The following is a 19,484-nucleotide window of genomic DNA, read 5'->3' on the forward strand; positions in this document are numbered from 1 at the left end:
ATTCCGTCCCTTCCTTCACAGCCTATTACTTATTGAAAAACTCCTTATACCTTTCATACACGGCCTCCATGGCTTCTTCCAGGACGCTTCTGCTGCACGCCACATTCAGCCGCATGAAGCCGTCCCCGGCAGCCCCATAGATACTGCCTTTGTTCAATGCCACGCCAGCCGAGCGGAAAAATCCATCCACCTGGTCGCTGTCCATATCCCAGCCATGGAAATCAAGCCACATGAGATAGGTGGCATTGGGCTTAACCATCCTGACCTCCGGCATTTTTTCTTCCAGGAAATGTTTCAGGTACATGATATTATCCCACAGGTATGCGTTCAGCTCATCCGTATACGCATCTCCGTGTTCATAGGCTGCAATCTGGGCCGGAACCCCGATCATGCTGAAATCAAAATGATGGTTTGCATACGCAATCTCAAAGGCATCCCGTATCTGTCTGTTGGGAATGATGGCATAGGACACATAAAGCCCGTTGGTGTTAAAGGTCTTGCCCGCCGAGTTGATGGAGGCGCTGTTCATGGCAGTTTCCCGGCTGACGCAGATGAACGGCACATGCCTCGTTCCCTGGTACAAAATGTCGCTGTGGGCCTCGTCGCTTACCACAAACACATGGTTGCGGCGGCAGATTTCCGCCACCCGCTCCACATCCTCCCTGCTCCAGGCATGGGCCACCGGGTTGTGGGGATTGCAGAATATCATCATGGTCGTTCTTGGGTCAGCCGCTTTCCTCTCCAGGTCCTCAAAATCAATGCGGTATCCTTCATTTTCATAAATCAGGGTGTTCTCCAGTATATTCCTTCCGTTCCTGCTGATGATGAGGGAAAAGTTGAAATACACAGGCGGCTGGATGATTACATTATCCCCCACATGGGACACTGCCTCCATGAGCATCTTGATTGCCACGATCAGGCCGGGCGAATAGGTAACCCAATCCGCGTCCACATCCGCATCGTGCCGTTTTTTGTACCAGCGGGAAACAGAATCATAAAATGCCTGAGGCATCACGCCATAGGCAAAGTTGCCCTGGGCGGCCTTCTTCATCACTGCCTCAGTCACTTCCGGCGGGGGCAGGAAATCCGTGTCCGCCACCCCCAGCGGGTAGGGGCATTCCTTTCCTTCCTTGTCCCATTTCCAGCTGTCCGTACCCTTCATATCCTTCTGCTGACCAAAATCATATCGTCCCATATGCCATCCTCCTTTAATCATTCCCTGTCTTCAGGGATTTGCCGTATCTGTAAATATAGAATCCAACCCCGGTTGCAAGTACCAGGAACACGGTTGCAAGAATGAAGATGTAACGGTATCCCTGAGCACCGGGCAGGTTGTCAAGCCATCCGCCCATGATGTTGAAGATGAACATGTCAGGCATGTAACCAAGAACAGAGATCAGACCGGAAGCCGCGCCTGTCAGCGCAAGCGGAATGCCTGCTTCCGCCATGGGTGAGAAATAGATTCCCCTTGCAGCAAATACCACAAAGCTGAACAGCAGGGTAAGGGCCACCGGAACCATGAGGAACTCCGGCTTTACCGGGGTCACCAGGTACACTGCCATCAGCGCAACGCCAAGGATGGATGCGTAGGCCAGTGTCTTGGAGCAGGATTTAAGCCTGTCTCCCAGAAAGCCCGCCAGGGGAGCCGCCACAATGCCGATTCCATATGCCCTGATGATGCTGAGCGTGCTGATTGCAACAGAGGAAACACCGTAAACATTGGTCAGATAAGGAATCGCATAGGATGTTGTGCAGTAAACCATGTACCAGCAGAACACCAGCGCACACACAAGCCATGTGCCTTTATGCTTGAAAGCTTCAACCAGATCCCCCATCACAAAGGTCCTTTCCGACCCGGTCTCCTTTGGGTTCGGAAGAAGGATCATGGTGATGATGCCGACTGCAATGTAGATGACGCCATAGAATATAAGGGTTCCCTTCATTCCTCCCACCTCGGTTGCAGCCACCTGGATGATGCCCATGACGATGAAGCTGGCTATGATGCCGCTGATGCCGCGGATACCCTCGGCAAGTCCGAACATGCGGCCCTGTTCCTCGTCACTGCCCAGGGAACGCACTGTTTTCACAAATGCGGACCAGTATGTAAGGATGGTCGTAACGCCCATCAGCCCGAAAATAACCTTAATCATACCGAATGACGGCATGGTGGAGCACCACAATGACAGCACCCCGCTGCCTATGAACGATAGGGTCAGCAGCTTTTTATAAGATACCTTATCCGCCAGGATACCGCCCGGCAGATAGCTGATCAGGGCCACGGTCCCGTAGATGGAGCTGATGGTGCCAAGCTGGGTATTGGTAATCTGGAATCCCGACAACATGGCGTCATAAAATGCCTCCCTCATGTAGGCAACCTTGTAAATCACACCCGCCCCCAGTGCAATCACGGTCAGAAGAAAATACTTTTTGAATGTTTCACCTTTCATACATTTCACCTTCCCTAATTATTATTCAGCATTTTCACATCCGTATATGGAATGTTTAATACCCTGGGCCTATATTAGCAGTTATTACCTGATCCATGTGGTTCCGTAGCATAATATTATCTATTTTGTTGCAACTTTGATGCATTTCCAGAAAATGTATGGGTTTTATTGATATCAGACAGCCCCATCTCCTGCTTCCCATCCGGCCTGGATCCTGATATGATTATAAGTATCATGAACAAACAGATAAGCTGGGGCATGTTTAAAATGCCTCAGGAAAGGAGCCACTGCATGAGATACAGAAAACTGGGCGGCACAGGACTTGAGGTAAGCGAGATCGGACTGGGGGCGGAATGGCTGGAACGCCATGATACAGAAGAGGTGAGGCAGGTTGTTGCCTATTGTGAGGAAAAGGGAATCAATATACTGGACTGCTGGATGTCGGAGCCGAATGTCCGCTCCAACATCGGGGCTGCCATCAGGGGCCGCAGGGAGCGCTGGATCATCCAGGGACACCTGGGTTCCACCTGGCAGGACGGCCAATATGTGAGGACCAGGGACCTTGAGAAGGCCAAGGCGGCATTTGCAGACCTGCTTAAACGCCTTGGGACGGATTATATTGATCTGGGGATGATCCACTTTGTGGATGAAATTGCGGAATACCACAGGATCATGGACGGGGAGTTTTACGCCTATGCAAAGGAACTGAAGGAGCAGGGCGTGATCCGGCACATCGGCATGAGCACGCATAATCCGGCTGTTGCAAAGCTGGCAGCGGAGAGCAGGCGGATTGAGATGATCCTCTTCAGCATCAATCCGGCCTTTGACATGCTTCCTGCCAGCGAGAACATGGAGGATTATTTTAAGGAAACTTACGATGAGCAGTTAGGCGGGATTGCGCCGGAACGGGCAGAACTGTACAAGATTTGTGAAAAGAACAACATCGGGATTACGGTCATGAAGGGTTATGCGGGCGGACGGCTGTTCTCAGCAGAAACCTCACCCTTCGGCGTGGCGCTGACCCCGGTACAGTGCCTGCATTACGCCCTGACCAGGCCCGGGGTTGCCAGCGTGATGGTTGGATATGATACCGTAGGGCATGTGGACGAGGCGGTTGCATACGAGACCGCCACCGAAGAAGAAAAAGACTATGCCACCGTACTGTCCAAGGCGCCCGCCCATGCTTATTACGGGCAATGCACCTACTGCGGCCACTGCGCGCCCTGTCCGGCCGGCATCGACATCGCGATGGTCAATAAATTGTATGACCTGGCTGTGATGCAGCCGGAGGTCCCTGCCGCGCTGAAAGCCCATTACGATGGACTGTCTGCCAACGGCAAGGACTGTGTCGGCTGTAAGGGATGCGAGGAACGGTGTCCGTTCGGGGTGGCTGTGGCTGAAAGGATGGAACAGGCGGCTAATCTGTTCCGGTAATTCCGTCCGGGCCAGCCCTTTCATAATCCTCTTAATGATGGCCGTGAAGCCTGGGCACATCTACATTAATAAGGCACAGGCAGCCCGGGATTCACCGCCATCAGATATGTATACACAATAATCAGCAGGATAACCCCGGCGGACACAACGATATACGGGATGATTGCTTTTGATATCTTTTCAATGGATACGCCGGACACGCCGGACAGCACAAACAGCACCATCCCCACCGGAGGCGTTACCAGGCCGATCAGGAGGTTCAGTACCATTATGATGCCGAACATGACCGGGTCAATCCCAAGCGCCGTGATGAACGGAAGCAGTACCGGCGTCATGATGACAATTGCCGGGGTAATATCCATGAACAGGCCGATGAACAGCAGTATGACGCTGACAATGACAAGGGCCATCATCGGGTTATCCGTCAGATTCATTAAATATACCGCCACGGTCTGGGGTATCTGTGAAAATGTAAGGATCCATGAAAACAGTGTGGCCGATGCAATGATGAACAGCACCCCAACCGTCACATCCAATGTCTGCCGGATTACGGACGGCAGCTCCTTCAGCGTGATGCTCTTATATAAAAATCCCAGAAGTATCCCATATACAACGGCTATGACCGCTGCTTCCGTCGGCGTGAAAATCCCGGCAATGATCCCTCCCCTGATGATTACAGGAAGAAGCAGCGCCCAAAAAGACCATTTCAGGCATTTCCATATTTCTTTTAATGTCGCCCGTTTCCGCTTTTCATAGCCCTTGTTCTTACAGATGCAATAGTTAACAGCCATCATTGCAATAGCCAGCAGGATTCCCGGAAGGATTCCTGCCGTAAACAGGTCCCCTACCGATACGGAAGCAGTAACGCCGAAAATAACCAGCGGAACGCTTGGGGGGATGACAGGTCCGATCAGGGAGGATGCCCCTGTTACTGCCAGGGAAAAATCATCATCATAGCCTCCGTCCTTCATGGCCTGCAGCTCGATTGCCCCCAGTCCCCCTGTGTCCGCGATTGCACTGCCGCTCATCCCTGCAAAAATCACGCTGGCCAACACATTGGAATGTGCCAGCCCGCCTGTAAAATGCCCTACCAGATGGTCTGCAAAGGAGAATATACGCTTTGTGATTCCTCCCTGGTTCATGATATTTCCCGCCAGGACAAAAAAGGCAACGGCCAATAAGGGAAAGGAATCCACCCCCGCAGCAAGCCTTTGGGCAATCAGTTCCAACGGCAGTCCATAGACCACCATATATGCCACCGAGCTGATGAACATGCTCATGGCAATGGACGCTCCCATTAACAGCAGCAGGAAAAAAAGTCCAAATAAAATCAGCATCCGTCTTTCCTCCTTTGCAGTATTTTCCTGATATCACTGACAATCATGCCCATATCGTATGCCATGTAAATCACAGCCCCCACTGGTATGACCAGGTAGACCAGCTGCATGGGCAGCTCCATTGCAGTTGAAACAACATTCTGGTGGGCAAGAAACTGCAGGGAGGTCCGAAACAGCACTATGAATGCCAGGAATCCCGCCACATCCACAATGAGTCCGCAGAGCGCCTTAAGGACCGGTGGCAGCCTGTCCTTAAGGAGCGTCATCCCGATATGGGAACCTCTGCGGATCCCGTATCCAATACCAAGGAATGTAATCCATATCTGGAGATACCTTGCCAGCTCCTCAGCCCATTTGAGAGGAGCCGAAAAAAAGGTGCGCATGATAATCTGGACAAACAGAACGATTCCCATCACGGCAAGGCACAATATCAAAGAATATTCTTCCAGTTTATGTAAGCCACTAATCAACCTTTTCATAACCTACCTCATTCAACGGCGCGTATCTTATCAACAAGTTCCTGGTCAAAATCATCATATATGAACGCCGTCATTTCCCTGAATGCTTCTTTGTCCACATCGTCAATGATTTCCATACCGTTGTCCTCCAGCTGCCGGATATATGTATCCTCAGCCTCAAATGCCTTATCATCAATCCATGCCGACGCTTCCCTGGCAGCCTCGGTTACCGCCGTCCTGTAAGTCTCAGGCATGGATTCCAGTGTCTTTGTGCTGGCGTAAAGGGCATTGGCCCCCATAATATGCTCTGTCTTAATAAGGTAATGCTGGACCTGGTCGAATTTATTGGCAGCAATTGTGGCCAGTGGATTCTCCTGCCCGTCAATGACCCCCTGCTGCAGGGAAAGGAAGACTTCGCTGAAAGCCATGGGAGTTGCCACTGCCCCCATTGCAGTCAGGGTGTCAATATAAAGCTTCTGGTCCGGCACCCGTATGTTAAGCCCCTTCATGTCTTCCGGGCCGGACACCGGCTTGTCTTTTGTTGTCAGATACCTGGCTCCATAGTAAAATGCCCCGATTCCCCTGGCTCCCATGTGTTCTTCCATTTCATCAAACATGGAATACACCGCATCGCTGTTTAAAATCCGTACCAGATGTTCCCTGTCATCCGCAATATACGGAGCGTCCAGGATTCCTATGTCCTGATACTTTTTCGCCGGTTCCCCAAATCCAATGATTGCAAAGTCAATGGAGCCGATTTCCACTGCGTCGAATATCTCCTTTTCATTCCCAAGCTGGGAAGCAGGAAACACACTCACGGTCACATGACCATCTGTTTTTTCCTTTACAAGCCTTGCAAACTCCTCCGCCCCCATTCCGTTCGGATGGTCGATGGGCATGATATGGGCCAGCTTCAGTTCGGCGTGATAATCGTTTCCTGCTTCCGCAGCAGCCCCGCTGGTTCCGGCCCCGTCAGCCACGGCGCTGCCGGAATCTTTCCCTGCGCTCCCTGCCCCACTGCCTGCCGAGCCGCACCCCATCAGTGAAATACTGCATGCGCAGGCCATGATTCCTGCCGCAAGACGCCTCATATGTTTCTTCCTCCATACATTTAACTGCTTTGACATAAACCCCTTCTCCTTTCATATTTATTGATTCATTTTTTCCAATTTCTCCCAATCAAATTCCACTCCGGTTCCAGGCAGATCCGACGGTTCCAGGTATCCTTCCCTGATAATCAGCGGCCGCTTCGTATACTGCCAGATTGGGAAGCTGTGGAACTCAATATATCCTCTGTTTTCTAGGCCTGCCAGTATGTTGACGTGCAGCTCCTGCATACCGTGTGAGTGGACCTTTAAGTGATATTGTCCGGCCAGCCCGGCCACCTTTACAAATCCGGTAATCCCTCCTGCATTCGAGGCATCGGGTATGGGACATTTGATGTGTCCAATCCGCAGCGCCATCTCATGCTCATAAATGGTGTGCAGGTTTTCCCCCATGGCAATGGGTATGGATGTGGCCTGCCCAATCCTTGCATAAGCCTCATAATCATCCGGATCCGTGGGTTCCTCCAGCCACGTGATGCGGAACTCCTCCAGACGCTTTGCCATCTCAATGGCAGTCACTTCATCCCAGGCCATATTGGCATCCACCATGAAAACAGCCTTATCCCCTATGAGGCGGCGCACCGCCCGCACCCTGGCAATATCCTCATCCCCATCCTGTCTGCCCAGTTTAATCTTAAATGCATTGTGTCCCTGTCCCATCTGGCCTTCAATCTGGCTTAGCAGCTCCTTCTCCGTCAGCATTAAGTCAATACCGCCATAGTAGACAGGCACTTTCGATGATGGATTACCTAAATACCCTGACAGACCCATCCCTTTCTGTTTCAGCATTGCATCCCAGAATGCAATATCCAACGCGGAAATGGCAAAGGAGGCAATCCCTCCCCTGGCAACATAGTGGATTCCCCGCGCCATCATCTGGTTCATGGTTTCCGGGCACTGCATTTCTTTTCCAATCAACAGGGGCGTTAAGTCCTTCTCTATCATAACCGCAATGGCCGCCCCGCCAATACCGCCCGTATATGTATATCCCACCCCCTTTACTCCGCTTTCCAGCATCACTTCAACCGTGATGACTTCGAAAAAGCTATGCTTTCCGTGGATTGCATCCACCAGATTACCTTCCAGCGGCAGTCTGAAATACCTTGTATCAATTGATATGATTTTGCCGTACACCTGACTTCTCCTTTCCCAGCCTTGAGGAGCGTTTAAAAATATATTTCCGCCGCTGCAAAGGCCATCAAATCCGGAAAAATATTTATGTATTTTATTTTTCCTATATTTTTATATTATTGTATACTATAATATCAAATTAATCAAGTATTTTTGTATACTATTTTGAAAAACCCAATACAAAGCATTCTGTCCTGCTATATTCAGTCCATTTTTTAACACTAGACGCCAAATTATTTTTATATTTTGCTCTTTTATGTATACATAAAACTCGTCCAATTCATTAGTATGTTTTATTTTTATGTATACAATTTTCTTTTACTGAGTTAAAATAGATTTATCCATTGAAAAGGAGATAGCTTATATGCCCAGGCTAAAAGGAAATGCCTCCGACACGGCATTAAAAAAGATTGTCCAGAAAATTAATGATTATGAGTTATCCTCAGGCGAAATCGTATCCGACCTGGAATTATCCAATGAGCTGAATATCAGCCGCACCCCGGTCAGGGAAGCAATGCAGCAGTTAATTGATATAGGGTTACTGGAGCGGACAGCCACCAAGGTGGTGGTAAGATCCATCACCCTTACTGATATTGTGGAAATATTCCAGATACGGGAAGCAATCGAAATCATGAGTGTTAAGATAATCCTGTCCAACGGAGGATTAACGGAAGCCCAGAAGCTGGAACTGATGGATATCCATCAGAATCTGTGTAATGACATTTCAAATGGGAACTTCGACAAAAACTTTTCCGATGACACGGCGTTCCATGAGAAGCTGATAGAATATTCCGGCAACTCACGTATGGAAGACATATCCAGACGCATCAGCCTGCAGAGCCAGAGACTGCGCTGGCTGACCCTTCTTACTCCTTCCAGATACGCAGGAACACGGGATGAACACGAACGGATCATCCAGGGTATTTTAAACCAGGATTTAGACAGCACTGCCAGGGCCATCCAGGAACATCTGCAGGGCAGCCTTGAAAACTATACCCAGATACTTAATAATAACCAATGGATGAAAATCATGAGTGAACTTAAGAATATGAACCCGTAAAGGAACCCCCGGAAGCCGCCCTGCAGAAGCACAAAAGTGGCAGGCAAAGTGTGTACCACTTTGCCCTGCCTGCCGCTTTTAAAAATAACGATAGCGTAGTGTTTTATTCTCATAATATCATCACTCCGGACCCCCATTTCATCGTTCCCCGCCCTATCTGCCAAAGGCAATCCGAAAAGCCATACCAAGCGGAATTCATTGAACAGCATCCATAATTGGTGACAGGGATTCAAAATTAATGAAATTGACTTTCTTACCGAATGTCTCAATCATTGCTGTTATTTCAGCAGTTTTCTTTTCTTCAGGCAGGCTCTTGGCTTTCCTGTATAGCAACGTCATCATGGTTTTATGCTTAAAGTTCAGTTTGCCATAATCAATCCCACCTCGCAGATGAAATACCTGCGTGTTCTTAAGAATTTTCTCAGGTACTTGTTTACTGATAGACTTTTTTATATTGTCCGTATTTTCTTTATCATTTACATCCGCCAATCCGACTGTTACGATAATTAATGCTGTATCATCGTTCATTGCCTTAACCGTCTTTCTCAAACCTTTCACTCCGCCAGCAAATAAACCGCCAAAATGTATGATAAGGCCGTAGTCTGACAATGACTGCATATCCTCATAATTCATGACAGGAATACCTGTCATCTCTGAAAACCTGGATGCATAAGTCCTTGTCGTTCCATATCCGCTACCGTAAATAATCAGTTTCTTCATCTGTTTTCCTCTGCAACTTTCAATTTTCATTACTGAAAATCAATATCAAACCACTACTGATTCCCTTCAACAACAATGTGGGGACCGGACTTTGAAATATGGTCCATGGTGAAGGACTTTCTTCCCACCACAGGGGAGCGCCCTACTGAAACAGCCTTTCATTTGAGGGACATTTAAGCAGGCTGCAGGTTTGAAAAAATTGTGCGTCTATTTCGCTAATATCATGTGCCGGCTTCTCTTAACGTTCTCTTAACGTCATCTAGGTATGCTATATACTCATTTCCCCACACTTCAAGAACGGATAGGACTTTTCTGAATTTTTCACCGATTTCACTTAGCTGATACTCAACTTTAGGAGGAATCTGTTGATATTCAATGCGAACAATCAACCCTTCGTCTTCAAGCGTTTTTAATTGCCTTGATAAAGTGGTATGTGTCATTTCTTCCGGCATACGTCTTTGCAACTCATTAAAACGTATTGGCCCGTCAGTTAATAGATATAGGATATACATAGACCATTTTCCTGTAAGTACCTTTTGCGCGGTTACATAAGGGCATAGCCCGAACAATTCCTTTTTTGCCATGTATACGTTCCTTTCTGATACTGGTATCATTAAATATCGTACTTGCATTATCACTCCTGCGCTATATAATTATACTTGCAAACAGAAAGAAACGCAACCCACAATCTGAAAGGAGTTTTTATCATGAATGAAGTTTTGGAGTATTTGAAATCATGCGGCACTTTTTATCTCGCTACAAGTGAGGATGGACAGGCTCATGTACGTCCCTTCGGTGCGGTCTGTGAATTTGAGGGCAAACTCTATTTTGTTACAAACAATCAGAAAAAGGTATACCAGCAGATGAAGAAAAACGGGAAAGTTGAAATCTGTGGAATGCACAAGGGTACATGGATCCGTGTTGAGGGTGAAGTGAAAGAGGACACGCGCCGGGAAGCAAGAGTGTCCATGATGCATGACAACGAGGCTGCTTTAAGTAGCATGTACACTGTCGACGATAATCTAATGACCGTATTTTATTATGAACATGGTACTGCTTCCATCTATTCATTTACCTCTGATCCAAAGGTAATTGAACTGTGATTAAATCATAAACAGCAACGCCGGACAGAGCATTTTAGCCTCGTCCGGCGTTGTTCAACCATGCGCTTTTCAGCTGATAGGGACGCCGCAACCAGCTGGAAAAACAACTATTTCTTATTCTTCAGCCGCAGCTCAATCCCCCGTTCCCCGGCCATCTCCTCAAACATCTGCACGGCCCGGGCAGCCCGTTCCTTCACATTCCCCTCTTCCACAACCGTCTGTTCCCGGATGCGCCCGACCACAGCCTTCACGTCTTCAAGCTCCAGCAGGTTGACTGCCAGACAATAAAAATTCTTGCGTCTTCCGTCGTTACAATATTCCAGCAGCCACCGCAGCAGGCCAATCTTCTCATCCAATTCAGCCCGATATGCATTTATCCCGCTCATTCTTACCTTTTCAAAATCCCTTGTCACATTCCTGTATGTAATAAATGAGTCCTCCGGATGCTCATCCACATACCGCCTGCAGGGAAATTCCTCACACAGCACACAATATTCCACCCCGCCGTGGCGTTGGCCGCAGTTGATAATGGCGCAGGATGGATGCTTGAGGTAAAATCCCTGCCCGCCGCATCCCGGACATCTGGATCTGCCCTCCGTGTGATACCGCGGGCAAAGGCCGCAGTTCAGGCCGCAGGCCGCGTATTCAGGGTAATCCCTGTAATGTTCCTTCATAGCTGTCCCCCTCCCTTCGTCATCCCATGATTTTCTCCGGCCTGAATTTCAGGTAATCCGCTGAAACCAGCCTGTACTCAATCCCATCCACCTCGCCCAGGAAGCTGTCCTGATACCGGGCCTCCCCGTGGCAGTGGGAATAAATCACCATCTCCGCCCCATATTCCTCTGCCATCCGCGTAAAGCAGCTCTCCATCTCCCCTATGCTGGTGGGCGGATAATGCAGGAACATGATGAAATGTTCATATCCATCCGCCGCAGCCGACTCAAAGGATATGCGCAGCCGTTCCTGTTCACGTTTCACGATTTTCTGAAAATGTTCCGGGGTGTCCTTTCCCTCATAGCAATACCCCTTGGTTCCAACAAGGGCATGGACCACCTTGGAACAATCCTCATAGGTATAATAGTTGTTCTGCAGGAAAGACAGCTTTCCTTTATACAGTTCATTTAGCAGACGGGTCTTTTTAGCGTCCCAGAACATGTCATGGTTTCCGCGCAAAAGGATTTTCCTGCCCGGAAGGGAGGCAATGAATCCCAGGTCCGCCCTGCTCTCATTCAGATTCCGCCCCCAGGAATGGTCACCCGTAATAACGACCGTGTCCTCTTGATGGATCTGCTTTTTCCAATTCTTTTCAATCTTCTCCACATGGTCCTTCCATTCTTTTCCAAAGACATCCATGGGTTTATCCGTGGATAAAGACAGGTGAAGGTCCCCTATTGCATATAATCCCATATATCACTCCAATTTTCCATCTATTATTCAGGCATTCCATCATTTACAGATAACACCATTTAGTATCATTATAAGATGGATTACGGTAAAATACAACGCATGTATTACCGGATCCACAAATGCGGATCCACAAATGCGGATTCACAGATACGGGTCCACAATCGTGAATACCGCCTTCGCAAAAGCCCCTGCAAATCAAGGGATACATTTTTTTCCTCATCTGCTATAATAAGATTATATCTGTCCTATGGAGGTGAGACCATGAAATGTCCATATTGTAATCAGGAAATGAAAAAGGGATATATTACTTCAGATGCGCGCTTGATTGCCTGGCGGGAAGAAAAGCATGAATCGGCAAATGTTAAAAAAGGAGAGGGTATCCAGCTGGCCAAAAAAATCTTTGGAGGCGCAGCCACAATATCAGATGCGTACTGCTGTAAGGTATGCGGTAAAATTATCATCGATTACGCCAAAACAGAGGCTTATACCGTGTAAACCATTCATAGTCCCACGGCAAAGCCCCTGTCTGATGCATTGCCAGCCTGATACCAGGGCCAATAGCCCTGTCTATCCCCTCTCCTCAAAGGCCCGGTCAGCCGCCAGCTGCGCCTCTATGACCCGGTCGCACCACTGGTCAAACTCAGGGTCCTCCACCTGTGTTTCGGGATGTTCCACCATATATCTGGCAGCCTGCCGGATTCCCTCGGCCATGGAGACCGTACACACAAAATCTGGTACCGCCCGCTTTATCTTGGAATTGTCAAATACCACGCTGCAGGATTTATCGCCCTGAAGTTCTCCTTCCAGGTCATACTGCCTCCCATGCCGTACCAGGAAATCCGTTGTCACATGGACGGCCTTTAAAGGCATTCCCATGGCATCTGCTATGGTTTCATAAATCTGGTTCCATGTCATGCTTTCGTCGGTTGTGATATGGAAGGAATGTCCAATGGCATGCGGATTGCCCATCAGCCCCACATAGCCTTTGGCAAAGTCCGACGCATGGGTCACAGTCCACAGGGAAGTGCCGTCCCCGGGGATGATGACCGGCTTACCATCCAGGATGCGCTTTAATACCTGCCAGTTTCCTTTTGCGCCGTGAGGCGTGACAGGCGGTTTTTTCCCGCAGTGGGTATGGCTTGGCCTCACAATGGTGACCGGAAAGCCATCCCTGCGGTATGCGTCCATAAGCGCATTCTCAGCGTCTATCTTCTGCCGTGAATACTCCCAGTACGGATTGGCCAGCGGCGTGCTTTCCGTAATCTTGTAATCTGACACGGGTTTCTGATAGGCAGAGGCGCTGCTGATATAGATATACTGTCTTGCCGCGCCTGTAAAAAGCCGGATATCCCTCAGGGCGTCCTCTGCCGTATAGCCGACAAACTGCGCCACCACGTCATATGTTGTTCCCGCAATGGCCTTTCCCACCGCCTCCTCGTCGTGTATATCCGCAACAATGGAATCCATCCCGTCCGGCACCGGCCTGCTGCCTCTGTTTAACAGGGTGATGTCCCATCCACGTTTCAAGGCCAGCTCTGTCACGGATGCGCTGATTGTACCTGTCCCGCCAATGAATAATGCTTTCATGCCAATTCCTCCCTTGCCTTATTAATGTAAAATGTCCTTTGTCCAATGGTTTGATTGTACCACACCTTATATCAATCAACAACCATTCCCGTAATCCGATTCCTTCACCGATTCCTTCAGACCACTGACCTTCATCTGAATATTCAGTCCCCATATGGGCCCGGTTCCTGAACCGCAGGAAACCTTAATATGACATTATCTCATATCCGTCTTCCGTGACCAGAACCTGGATTTCCCACTGGGCAGAGGGTTTCCCGTCAGCCGTGTAGACGGTCCAGCCATCTTCCTCATCCGTGAAGATTTCATCTGAGCCCATGTTAATCATGGGCTCTATGGTAAATATCATGCCTGGGACCATGAGCATTTCCGTGCCCTGTCTTGACACATAGCTGACCCATGGGTCCTCATGAAATTCCAGCCCCACCCCGTGTCCGCCTATTTCCTTCACAACCGTATATCCGTTCTGCTTAGCAAAGTCATGGATGGCCTGGCCCATATCCCCCAGGAACCCCCATGGCCTTACCTGCTGAAGGCCGATGTCAAGGCTCTGCCTCGTCACTTCCACAAGGCGTTTCTTTTCCTCCGAAACCTGGCCAATACAGAACATCCTGGAAGAATCCGAGAAATACCCATTGTAGATGGTGGACACATCCACATTGATGATATCGCCCTCCTGAAGGATTACATCCGGCGAAGGGATGCCGTGGCATACCTGGTCATTGACAGAGGTGCACACGCTTTTGGGAAATCCCTCGTAATTCAATGGGGCCGGTATTCCATGGAGCCGCGTTGTCTGCTCATAGACCCAGCGGTCAATCTCTTCCGTGCTGATTCCTTCCTTTATCCTCTCACTGATGTAATCCAGGACAGCGATATTCACCTTGCAGCTCTCCCTGATGCCTTCAATCTGTTCCGCATTCTTGATGATACGGTGGGACGGTATCACCGCTCCCCTGCGGGCATATTCCTCCAGCCTGCTGTCAAAGCTACTGTGGCACTTCTTATACTTCCTGCCGCTTTGGCACCAGCACAAATCATTTCTCCCTAATTTAAACATAGCTGTGACGCTTCCTTTCCTGCTTTCCTTCTACACTTATCACCGGCACGGTATGGCGTACCTCACTTTTCTGATAGCCATTTGATGTATTCATGTTCCGTAATAAGAATAGTCTCCCTATTTTCTGTTTGATTATTAAATGCACATAAAACCAAATCCGTATTGCGCCACTCCATAAAGTCTACGTCGTCGTACCGGTCATAGCCATTTTCCAGGTGTTCCTGCACATCCGCCCAGATACCAGGCTCTTTCATTGGATGCGAAAAATCCATAAGTAACGTCCCAAACGGACACGCCCAATAACAGCCTGAAACAGCAATCAGATTCGTTTTCTTATTGTAAGACACATCCGTCCAGATAAAAGTCTCACCTTTTGGAAACGAACCGGAGGGAATATAGTGAAAATCCTGTAATGTATCTAAGTCCAAAACGCTGTATCCATATAAATCCGAGCGGAAAACCAGATATTCGTGGCCATTGCCATGCTCTATCAATTCACAAAATTCGCAGTCATCATTCAGATTTTTCCAGGTGTAAAGCACCTTTCCTGTCTCATCAATCAGTTCATTCTCCGTAGCATGGAGCGTATACCCGCCCACCTTACCGCTATAGGAGAATTTTTTCAGATAATAATGCGGGAAAATCATTGTGGTCTTACTATGACGCAGATAATCCGCACAGAAAACCCGCTCCTGCTCTTGGCGGTATGTCCTGTATTCCTGCGAATACGCTACATTTACCATTCGTTTTTTCCTCTCTTTCCCACACACGTATTCTACCATGCCTTGCCACCCATGTCTATCTTATTACCGCTTCTTCCCGCTCTGGCTGACCGGGCTTCCTGCCTTTAAATATAAGCTGTATTTATATACATTATGAAAAAACTTCTCATATGAATTGTTTAAAATTTCCATTTTGGGAGAATCATACTATTAGAAGTTACTGATTCATAGTTCAGAAAGGTAGGATCCAATGGGACGCAGTTATCATTTATCAAAAAAAATTGCAGAAAACCAGGCAATGGAAATCCTCATGGAAATCAATGGTTTTTCTGACATCAAACAGGCCGCTTTCAGTTCAGGGATGGATTATCTGGAGATTGAGGCAAAGGGACATGATTATTCCGAAATCATGAGCAGGGCCGTTAACCTTTTCAGCAAAAAGGCAGATGGCTGTGAGCTGTCATTTGCGCGTTTTGTATAAAGGGAACAGGCACCCGGCCCTTACCATGTAGATGGCGGCCGACATTCCTGTCAGGCCGCCGCCGATTATCATCACACCCATTAATCCTGTTCCGTATTAAATCAAGCCTACCAGATCCAGGCTTGGTTTCAGGGTATCTGCCCCCGGCCTCCACTTAGCCGGGCAGACCTGGTCGCCGTGTTCTGCCACGAACTGGGATGCCTGGACGCGGCGGAACAGCTCGTCCGCATTCCTTCCCACATTGCCTGCAATTACTTCGTAGGCCACAATCCTTCCTTCCGGGTTCACGATAAAGCTTCCTCTTTCGGCCGTGCCGTCAGCTTCAATCATCACGTCAAAATCCCTGGCAAGACTGCCTGTGGGATCTGCCAGCATGGGATACTGTATCTTCTGTATGGTCTTGGATGCGTCACGCCATGCTTTGTGGACAAAATGGCTGTCACAGGAAACACTGTAAATCTCGCAGCCAATCCCCTTAAACTCCTCATACTTATCAGCCAGGTCCTCCAACTCCGTTGGGCACACAAAGGTGAAATCCGCCGGATAGAAAAAGAATACGCACCACTTTCCTAGTATATCCGATTTCTTTATCTCCTTAAACCCGTTGCCTGTAAATGCCTGTACTGCAAAATCGCTTATTTCCTTACCAATTAATGACATAAGCCTGTCCTCCTTTGTCTGTTGTGGTTTTTATTTCATATATATACATTAATTACAGCTAATTTGCTTTTATTTTATCAGTCTCTCCCGATTTTGTCAATAAATAATATTGATAATCATTCTTATTTTTATATTTGATATAATAAATTCAGCCGCAAGGAAATCATGTCCCCCCTTACGGCTGAAAAACCAATCCTGTCATCATGACCGGATTGCATCCAATCGGTTTTATGCCTTGATATTAAACGCATTGATTCCAGGATATACCGCTCCTGCCCCCAGCTCTTCCTCTATCCGCAGCAGCTGGTTGTATTTTGCCACACGCTCGCTCCTGCTGGGAGCGCCGGTCTTAATCTGGCAGGTATTCAGCGCAACCGCCAGATCTGCAATGGTCGTGTCCTCAGTCTCGCCGGAGCGGTGGGATGCAATGGCCGTATAACCAGCCTTATGGGCCATCTTGATTGCCTCCAGTGTCTCAGATACGGTTCCTATCTGATTCAGCTTTATCAGGATGGAATTGCCGCAGCCCAGGCTGATTCCCTTTGAAAGACGCCGGGTATTGGTCACAAACAGGTCGTCCCCCACCAGCTGCACCCTGTCCCCCAGTCTGTCCGTCATCATCTTCCAGCCCTCCCAGTCTTCCTCGTCCAGGCCGTCTTCAATGGAATGAATGGGATACTGGCCAACCAGCTTTTCCCAGTGGTCCACCAATTCTTTGGAAGTAAAGCGTTTTCCGGTCTTGGGCAGCAGGTATTCTCCCTTTGTACCGCTCTTCCACTCACTGGAAGCAGCATCCATGGCAAGGACAAAATCCGTTCCAGGCTTATATCCCGCCCTTCTTATGGCTTCCATGATATACTCGATTGCTTCCTCGTCACTTCCCAAGTCCGGCGCAAATCCGCCCTCATCCCCAACGGATGTAGCCAGCCCTTTTCCCTTTAGCAGACCGGCCAGGGCATGGAAGACTTCCGTGCACCAGCGCAGTCCCTCCTTAAAGCTTCCGGCCCCAACCGGCATGATCATGAACTCCTGCACATCCACTGTATTGGCGGCATGGGCGCCGCCGTTGAGTATATTCATCATGGGGACTGGAAGCCTGTTTCCATTTACACCGCCAAGGAAACGGTACAGCGGAATCCCCATGGCGCCAGCGGCAGCCCGCACGCAGGCAATGGACACTGCAAGGACTGCATTAGCACCCAGCTTTGACTTGTCCTTTGTGCCGTCCGCCTTAAGCATGGCCTGGTCCACCGCATATATATCGGCTGCATCCATCCCTTTCAGCGTATCTGAGATAACCGTGTTGATGTTCCTGACCGCCTTCAACACTCCCTTGCCGCCAAACCGCGGATTGTCCTGGTCCCTTAATTCCAGGGCCTCAAATTCCCCGGTGGAGGCCCCGCTGGGAGCAGCCCCCCTGCCAATGGTCCCATCCGTCAGATAAACCTCGGCCTCAACCGTTGGATTACCTCTGGAGTCAATGATCTCACGTCCAATTACCTTTTCAATTTCTAAATATCCCATATCATTCCTTTCCCATGGATATCATTTACCTCAGGGATATGCGGGACAGCACTGCGTATCTCTTGAGATGAATCCCCAACGAATCCCTGTGTAAACTTCTATCCCATGTCTGGCTGGTCTGTTGTAATTTATATCTTTTAAAGTTAGTTATTACTAACTAAATATGAGTATATCAGATTCTTTCCTGAAAGGCAAGTCCGGACAATGACATTTTCCATTAATTTTTGCCCTTATCCGGCATCCATCTGCATTTATTGTTGTAAGAAAGGAATCCGTATAATCCGAAAAGCCCATACAGGCCTGTGTCATGATTTAAGAAAATAACCTTGACCCTCACATGATATGAGGGTCTGTATCCCACTTTCCAAAATGAAAAAAGATATGGATGATTACATGGTACATCCCGGCCCGGCCGCCGGAACTTCGTTTTTTTGAGCGGGAAAACGAAGTTAACTTTTAGAGTATGTCCAAACCATTAAGGCCTGACATCCTGAGGCCCGCATCCAGCGGCTGCATGTCTCAGCCACTCCTCATCCCCCTGCCCGACCAGCCGTGCGTACTTCGTCCACTGCGGTGACCCCGCTTCCTTAAGTGCTGTCAGTACGGCCAGTTTCTGATACTGTTCCAGCTCCCCTGAATATTTCCTCCAACAGGCCCCCAATCAATTCATTCTCCATCAGAAATTGTTTCCCCGCCAATCACAATAATCCCGTCCGGCGTTTCCTCATCTGGCTCAAACACAGGAAATGTCTTCATCTCATCAAGCATATCATACAACAGATCCGACTCATAATAATTATCCAAACTCCAGACACGCCGCAGCGAATCGCCATCAAAACCGCACTGGCACAATATGTCCGGGAACTCAGTGGAAAACTCTTCATCAAAGCCGAAATCCTCTATTATACCTTCACCTGCACATACAAACTTCCGGACAGCCCCATCTTTACAGACTACCAGAAAAACAACATCATCGTCCAATACAGATAATGCAATTACATTTGCCTGAAAATGATTCCCCATCTCTTTTAACAGGTCTTCATCCAGATTCTCAGCCTGCCATACCAGTTCTTCCGAAAATACAGGAAACCATCCAAGGCCCCTGCCATGGTATATCTTCAGGTCTTCTATGAAATACTCCTGCATGACCGCCTTAAACCCATTAAACTGCTGCTCCAGTTCTTCCTGTGTCTGTTTTCTGTTCTGGATAAAATAAAATGCCTTCGTCATTCCCATATGATACCTCCCAG

Annotated in this window: 22 protein-coding genes; 5 read left to right on the forward strand and 17 right to left on the reverse strand. The window is 48.6% G+C overall.

Features of this window, described 5'->3' with window-relative positions; all coding sequences use genetic code 11:
• Positions 1-25 precede the first annotated feature (25 nt).
• Both MCJ35_RS14300 and MCJ35_RS14305 read right to left on the reverse strand, forming a co-directional pair.
• Positions 26-1,195: a MalY/PatB family protein gene (locus tag MCJ35_RS14300; protein WP_025486637.1), complete on the reverse strand. Its 1,170-nt coding sequence runs from the start codon at positions 1,193-1,195 to the stop codon at positions 26-28.
• A gap of 13 nt (positions 1,196-1,208) precedes the next feature.
• Positions 1,209-2,447, reverse strand: coding sequence for an MFS transporter (locus tag MCJ35_RS14305; protein WP_120056321.1), 1,239 nt, complete (start codon positions 2,445-2,447; stop codon positions 1,209-1,211).
• Positions 2,448-2,738: 291 nt separating this feature from the next.
• Here MCJ35_RS14305 and MCJ35_RS14310 point away from each other — a divergent pair, with 291 nt between their 5' ends.
• Positions 2,739-3,881, forward strand: coding sequence for an aldo/keto reductase (locus MCJ35_RS14310; protein WP_025486635.1), 1,143 nt, complete (start codon positions 2,739-2,741; stop codon positions 3,879-3,881).
• Positions 3,882-3,946: 65 nt separating this feature from the next.
• Here the strand turns inward: MCJ35_RS14310 and MCJ35_RS14315 are convergent, their stop codons facing one another.
• The 4 genes from MCJ35_RS14315 to MCJ35_RS14330 are packed head-to-tail and all read right to left on the reverse strand — an operon-like array spanning position 3,947 to position 7,916.
• Positions 3,947-5,218 (reverse strand): TRAP transporter large permease, encoded by a 1,272-nt coding sequence (locus MCJ35_RS14315; RefSeq protein ID WP_008717628.1) that lies wholly within the window; start codon positions 5,216-5,218, stop codon positions 3,947-3,949.
• Positions 5,212-5,697: a TRAP transporter small permease gene (locus MCJ35_RS14320; RefSeq protein ID WP_008717631.1), complete on the reverse strand. Its 486-nt coding sequence runs from the start codon at positions 5,695-5,697 to the stop codon at positions 5,212-5,214. The genes MCJ35_RS14315 and MCJ35_RS14320 overlap by 7 nt, the downstream gene beginning before the upstream one ends.
• Positions 5,698-5,705: 8 nt before the next feature.
• Positions 5,706-6,803, reverse strand: coding sequence for a TRAP transporter substrate-binding protein (locus MCJ35_RS14325; RefSeq protein ID WP_025486634.1), 1,098 nt, complete (start codon positions 6,801-6,803; stop codon positions 5,706-5,708).
• 21 nt (positions 6,804-6,824) lie between these two features.
• Positions 6,825-7,916, reverse strand: a complete 1,092-nt coding sequence (locus MCJ35_RS14330) for a mandelate racemase/muconate lactonizing enzyme family protein (protein ID WP_025486633.1) — start codon at positions 7,914-7,916, stop codon at positions 6,825-6,827.
• A 361-nt stretch (positions 7,917-8,277) separates the two neighbouring features.
• Here MCJ35_RS14330 and MCJ35_RS14335 point away from each other — a divergent pair, with 361 nt between their 5' ends.
• Positions 8,278-8,973 (forward strand): GntR family transcriptional regulator, encoded by a 696-nt coding sequence (locus MCJ35_RS14335; RefSeq protein ID WP_025486632.1) that lies wholly within the window; start codon positions 8,278-8,280, stop codon positions 8,971-8,973.
• Positions 8,974-9,168: 195 nt separating this feature from the next.
• Here the strand turns inward: MCJ35_RS14335 and MCJ35_RS14340 are convergent, their stop codons facing one another.
• Complete coding sequence (locus MCJ35_RS14340; RefSeq protein WP_025486631.1) at positions 9,169-9,693, reverse strand: flavodoxin domain-containing protein; 525 nt, start codon at positions 9,691-9,693, stop codon at positions 9,169-9,171.
• 221 nt (positions 9,694-9,914) lie between these two features.
• Complete coding sequence (locus MCJ35_RS14345) at positions 9,915-10,277, reverse strand: winged helix-turn-helix transcriptional regulator (protein ID WP_008717641.1); 363 nt, start codon at positions 10,275-10,277, stop codon at positions 9,915-9,917.
• Positions 10,278-10,400: 123 nt separating this feature from the next.
• Here MCJ35_RS14345 and MCJ35_RS14350 point away from each other — a divergent pair, with 123 nt between their 5' ends.
• Complete coding sequence (locus MCJ35_RS14350) at positions 10,401-10,796, forward strand: pyridoxamine 5'-phosphate oxidase family protein (RefSeq protein WP_008717643.1); 396 nt, start codon at positions 10,401-10,403, stop codon at positions 10,794-10,796.
• A 107-nt stretch (positions 10,797-10,903) separates the two neighbouring features.
• Here the strand turns inward: MCJ35_RS14350 and MCJ35_RS14355 are convergent, their stop codons facing one another.
• Complete coding sequence (locus tag MCJ35_RS14355; protein ID WP_025486630.1) at positions 10,904-11,470, reverse strand: DUF3795 domain-containing protein; 567 nt, start codon at positions 11,468-11,470, stop codon at positions 10,904-10,906.
• Between the two features lie 19 nt (positions 11,471-11,489).
• Positions 11,490-12,203, reverse strand: a complete 714-nt coding sequence (locus MCJ35_RS14360) for a metallophosphoesterase (RefSeq protein ID WP_025486629.1) — start codon at positions 12,201-12,203, stop codon at positions 11,490-11,492.
• 261 nt (positions 12,204-12,464) lie between these two features.
• Between MCJ35_RS14360 and MCJ35_RS14365 the strand changes: the two genes are divergently transcribed.
• Positions 12,465-12,698, forward strand: a complete 234-nt coding sequence (locus tag MCJ35_RS14365; RefSeq protein WP_025486628.1) for a PF20097 family protein — start codon at positions 12,465-12,467, stop codon at positions 12,696-12,698.
• A gap of 72 nt (positions 12,699-12,770) precedes the next feature.
• Here the strand turns inward: MCJ35_RS14365 and MCJ35_RS14370 are convergent, their stop codons facing one another.
• From MCJ35_RS14370 to MCJ35_RS14380, 3 genes are all read right to left on the reverse strand, one after another.
• Entirely contained in the window at positions 12,771-13,790 is a 1,020-nt protein-coding gene (locus tag MCJ35_RS14370) for an SDR family oxidoreductase (RefSeq protein WP_025486627.1), read from the reverse strand.
• A 184-nt stretch (positions 13,791-13,974) separates the two neighbouring features.
• Positions 13,975-14,847 carry a methionyl aminopeptidase gene (locus tag MCJ35_RS14375; protein WP_025486626.1) on the reverse strand — a complete coding sequence of 291 codons (873 nt, stop codon included), beginning with the start codon at positions 14,845-14,847 and terminating at the stop codon, positions 13,975-13,977.
• Between the two features lie 62 nt (positions 14,848-14,909).
• Positions 14,910-15,494: a hypothetical protein gene (locus MCJ35_RS14380; protein ID WP_240299546.1), complete on the reverse strand. Its 585-nt coding sequence runs from the start codon at positions 15,492-15,494 to the stop codon at positions 14,910-14,912.
• 325 nt (positions 15,495-15,819) lie between these two features.
• Here MCJ35_RS14380 and MCJ35_RS14385 point away from each other — a divergent pair, with 325 nt between their 5' ends.
• Positions 15,820-16,050, forward strand: a complete 231-nt coding sequence (locus MCJ35_RS14385) for a hypothetical protein (RefSeq protein ID WP_008717650.1) — start codon at positions 15,820-15,822, stop codon at positions 16,048-16,050.
• A 96-nt stretch (positions 16,051-16,146) separates the two neighbouring features.
• Here MCJ35_RS14385 and ahpC read toward each other — a convergent pair whose 3' ends face one another.
• The 4 genes from ahpC to MCJ35_RS14405 all read right to left on the reverse strand — a co-directional run bounded on the left by ahpC (position 16,147) and on the right by MCJ35_RS14405 (position 19,470).
• On the reverse strand, positions 16,147-16,710 hold the full coding sequence (gene ahpC / locus MCJ35_RS14390; protein ID WP_025486624.1) for an alkyl hydroperoxide reductase subunit C: 564 nt from the start codon (positions 16,708-16,710) through the stop codon (positions 16,147-16,149).
• A gap of 228 nt (positions 16,711-16,938) precedes the next feature.
• The gene (gene eno / locus MCJ35_RS14395) at positions 16,939-18,234 is read right to left on the reverse strand and encodes a phosphopyruvate hydratase (RefSeq protein ID WP_025486623.1); all 1,296 of its coding nucleotides are present in this window, start codon (positions 18,232-18,234) and stop codon (positions 16,939-16,941) included.
• A gap of 475 nt (positions 18,235-18,709) precedes the next feature.
• The gene (locus MCJ35_RS14400; RefSeq protein WP_240299547.1) at positions 18,710-18,895 is read right to left on the reverse strand and encodes a hypothetical protein; all 186 of its coding nucleotides are present in this window, start codon (positions 18,893-18,895) and stop codon (positions 18,710-18,712) included.
• 5 nt (positions 18,896-18,900) lie between these two features.
• Positions 18,901-19,470, reverse strand: coding sequence for a hypothetical protein (locus tag MCJ35_RS14405; protein WP_025486622.1), 570 nt, complete (start codon positions 19,468-19,470; stop codon positions 18,901-18,903).
• Between the last annotated feature and the right edge of the window lie 14 nt (positions 19,471-19,484).

This window comes from Enterocloster sp. OA13 (assembly GCF_022440595.1).
Classification (GTDB): Bacteria; Bacillota; Clostridia; order Lachnospirales; family Lachnospiraceae; genus Enterocloster; species Enterocloster hominis.

Bases quoted from the DNA above. Each gene is read 5' to 3' on its own strand.
- MCJ35_RS14350 (WP_008717643.1), top strand. From the start codon at position 10,401: ATGAATGAAGTTTTGGAGTATTTGAAATCATGCGGCACTTTTTATCTC.
- eno (WP_025486623.1), bottom strand. From the start codon at position 18,234: ATGGGATATTTAGAAATTGAAAAGGTAATTGGACGTGAGATCATTGAC.
- MCJ35_RS14405 (WP_025486622.1), bottom strand. From the start codon at position 19,470: ATGGGAATGACGAAGGCATTTTATTTTATCCAGAACAGAAAACAGACA.
- MCJ35_RS14355 (WP_025486630.1), bottom strand. From the start codon at position 11,470: ATGAAGGAACATTACAGGGATTACCCTGAATACGCGGCCTGCGGCCTG.
- MCJ35_RS14335 (WP_025486632.1), top strand. From the start codon at position 8,278: ATGCCCAGGCTAAAAGGAAATGCCTCCGACACGGCATTAAAAAAGATT.
- MCJ35_RS14365 (WP_025486628.1), top strand. From the start codon at position 12,465: ATGAAATGTCCATATTGTAATCAGGAAATGAAAAAGGGATATATTACT.
- MCJ35_RS14375 (WP_025486626.1), bottom strand. From the start codon at position 14,847: ATGTTTAAATTAGGGAGAAATGATTTGTGCTGGTGCCAAAGCGGCAGG.
- MCJ35_RS14340 (WP_025486631.1), bottom strand. From the start codon at position 9,693: ATGAAGAAACTGATTATTTACGGTAGCGGATATGGAACGACAAGGACT.
- MCJ35_RS14310 (WP_025486635.1), top strand. From the start codon at position 2,739: ATGAGATACAGAAAACTGGGCGGCACAGGACTTGAGGTAAGCGAGATC.
- MCJ35_RS14370 (WP_025486627.1), bottom strand. From the start codon at position 13,790: ATGAAAGCATTATTCATTGGCGGGACAGGTACAATCAGCGCATCCGTG.
- MCJ35_RS14315 (WP_008717628.1), bottom strand. From the start codon at position 5,218: ATGCTGATTTTATTTGGACTTTTTTTCCTGCTGCTGTTAATGGGAGCG.
- MCJ35_RS14345 (WP_008717641.1), bottom strand. From the start codon at position 10,277: ATGGCAAAAAAGGAATTGTTCGGGCTATGCCCTTATGTAACCGCGCAA.
- MCJ35_RS14380 (WP_240299546.1), bottom strand. From the start codon at position 15,494: ATGATTTTCCCGCATTATTATCTGAAAAAATTCTCCTATAGCGGTAAG.
- MCJ35_RS14305 (WP_120056321.1), bottom strand. From the start codon at position 2,447: ATGAAAGGTGAAACATTCAAAAAGTATTTTCTTCTGACCGTGATTGCA.
- MCJ35_RS14325 (WP_025486634.1), bottom strand. From the start codon at position 6,803: ATGTCAAAGCAGTTAAATGTATGGAGGAAGAAACATATGAGGCGTCTT.
- MCJ35_RS14320 (WP_008717631.1), bottom strand. From the start codon at position 5,697: ATGAAAAGGTTGATTAGTGGCTTACATAAACTGGAAGAATATTCTTTG.
- MCJ35_RS14300 (WP_025486637.1), bottom strand. From the start codon at position 1,195: ATGGGACGATATGATTTTGGTCAGCAGAAGGATATGAAGGGTACGGAC.
- ahpC (WP_025486624.1), bottom strand. From the start codon at position 16,710: ATGTCATTAATTGGTAAGGAAATAAGCGATTTTGCAGTACAGGCATTT.
- MCJ35_RS14385 (WP_008717650.1), top strand. From the start codon at position 15,820: ATGGGACGCAGTTATCATTTATCAAAAAAAATTGCAGAAAACCAGGCA.
- MCJ35_RS14360 (WP_025486629.1), bottom strand. From the start codon at position 12,203: ATGGGATTATATGCAATAGGGGACCTTCACCTGTCTTTATCCACGGAT.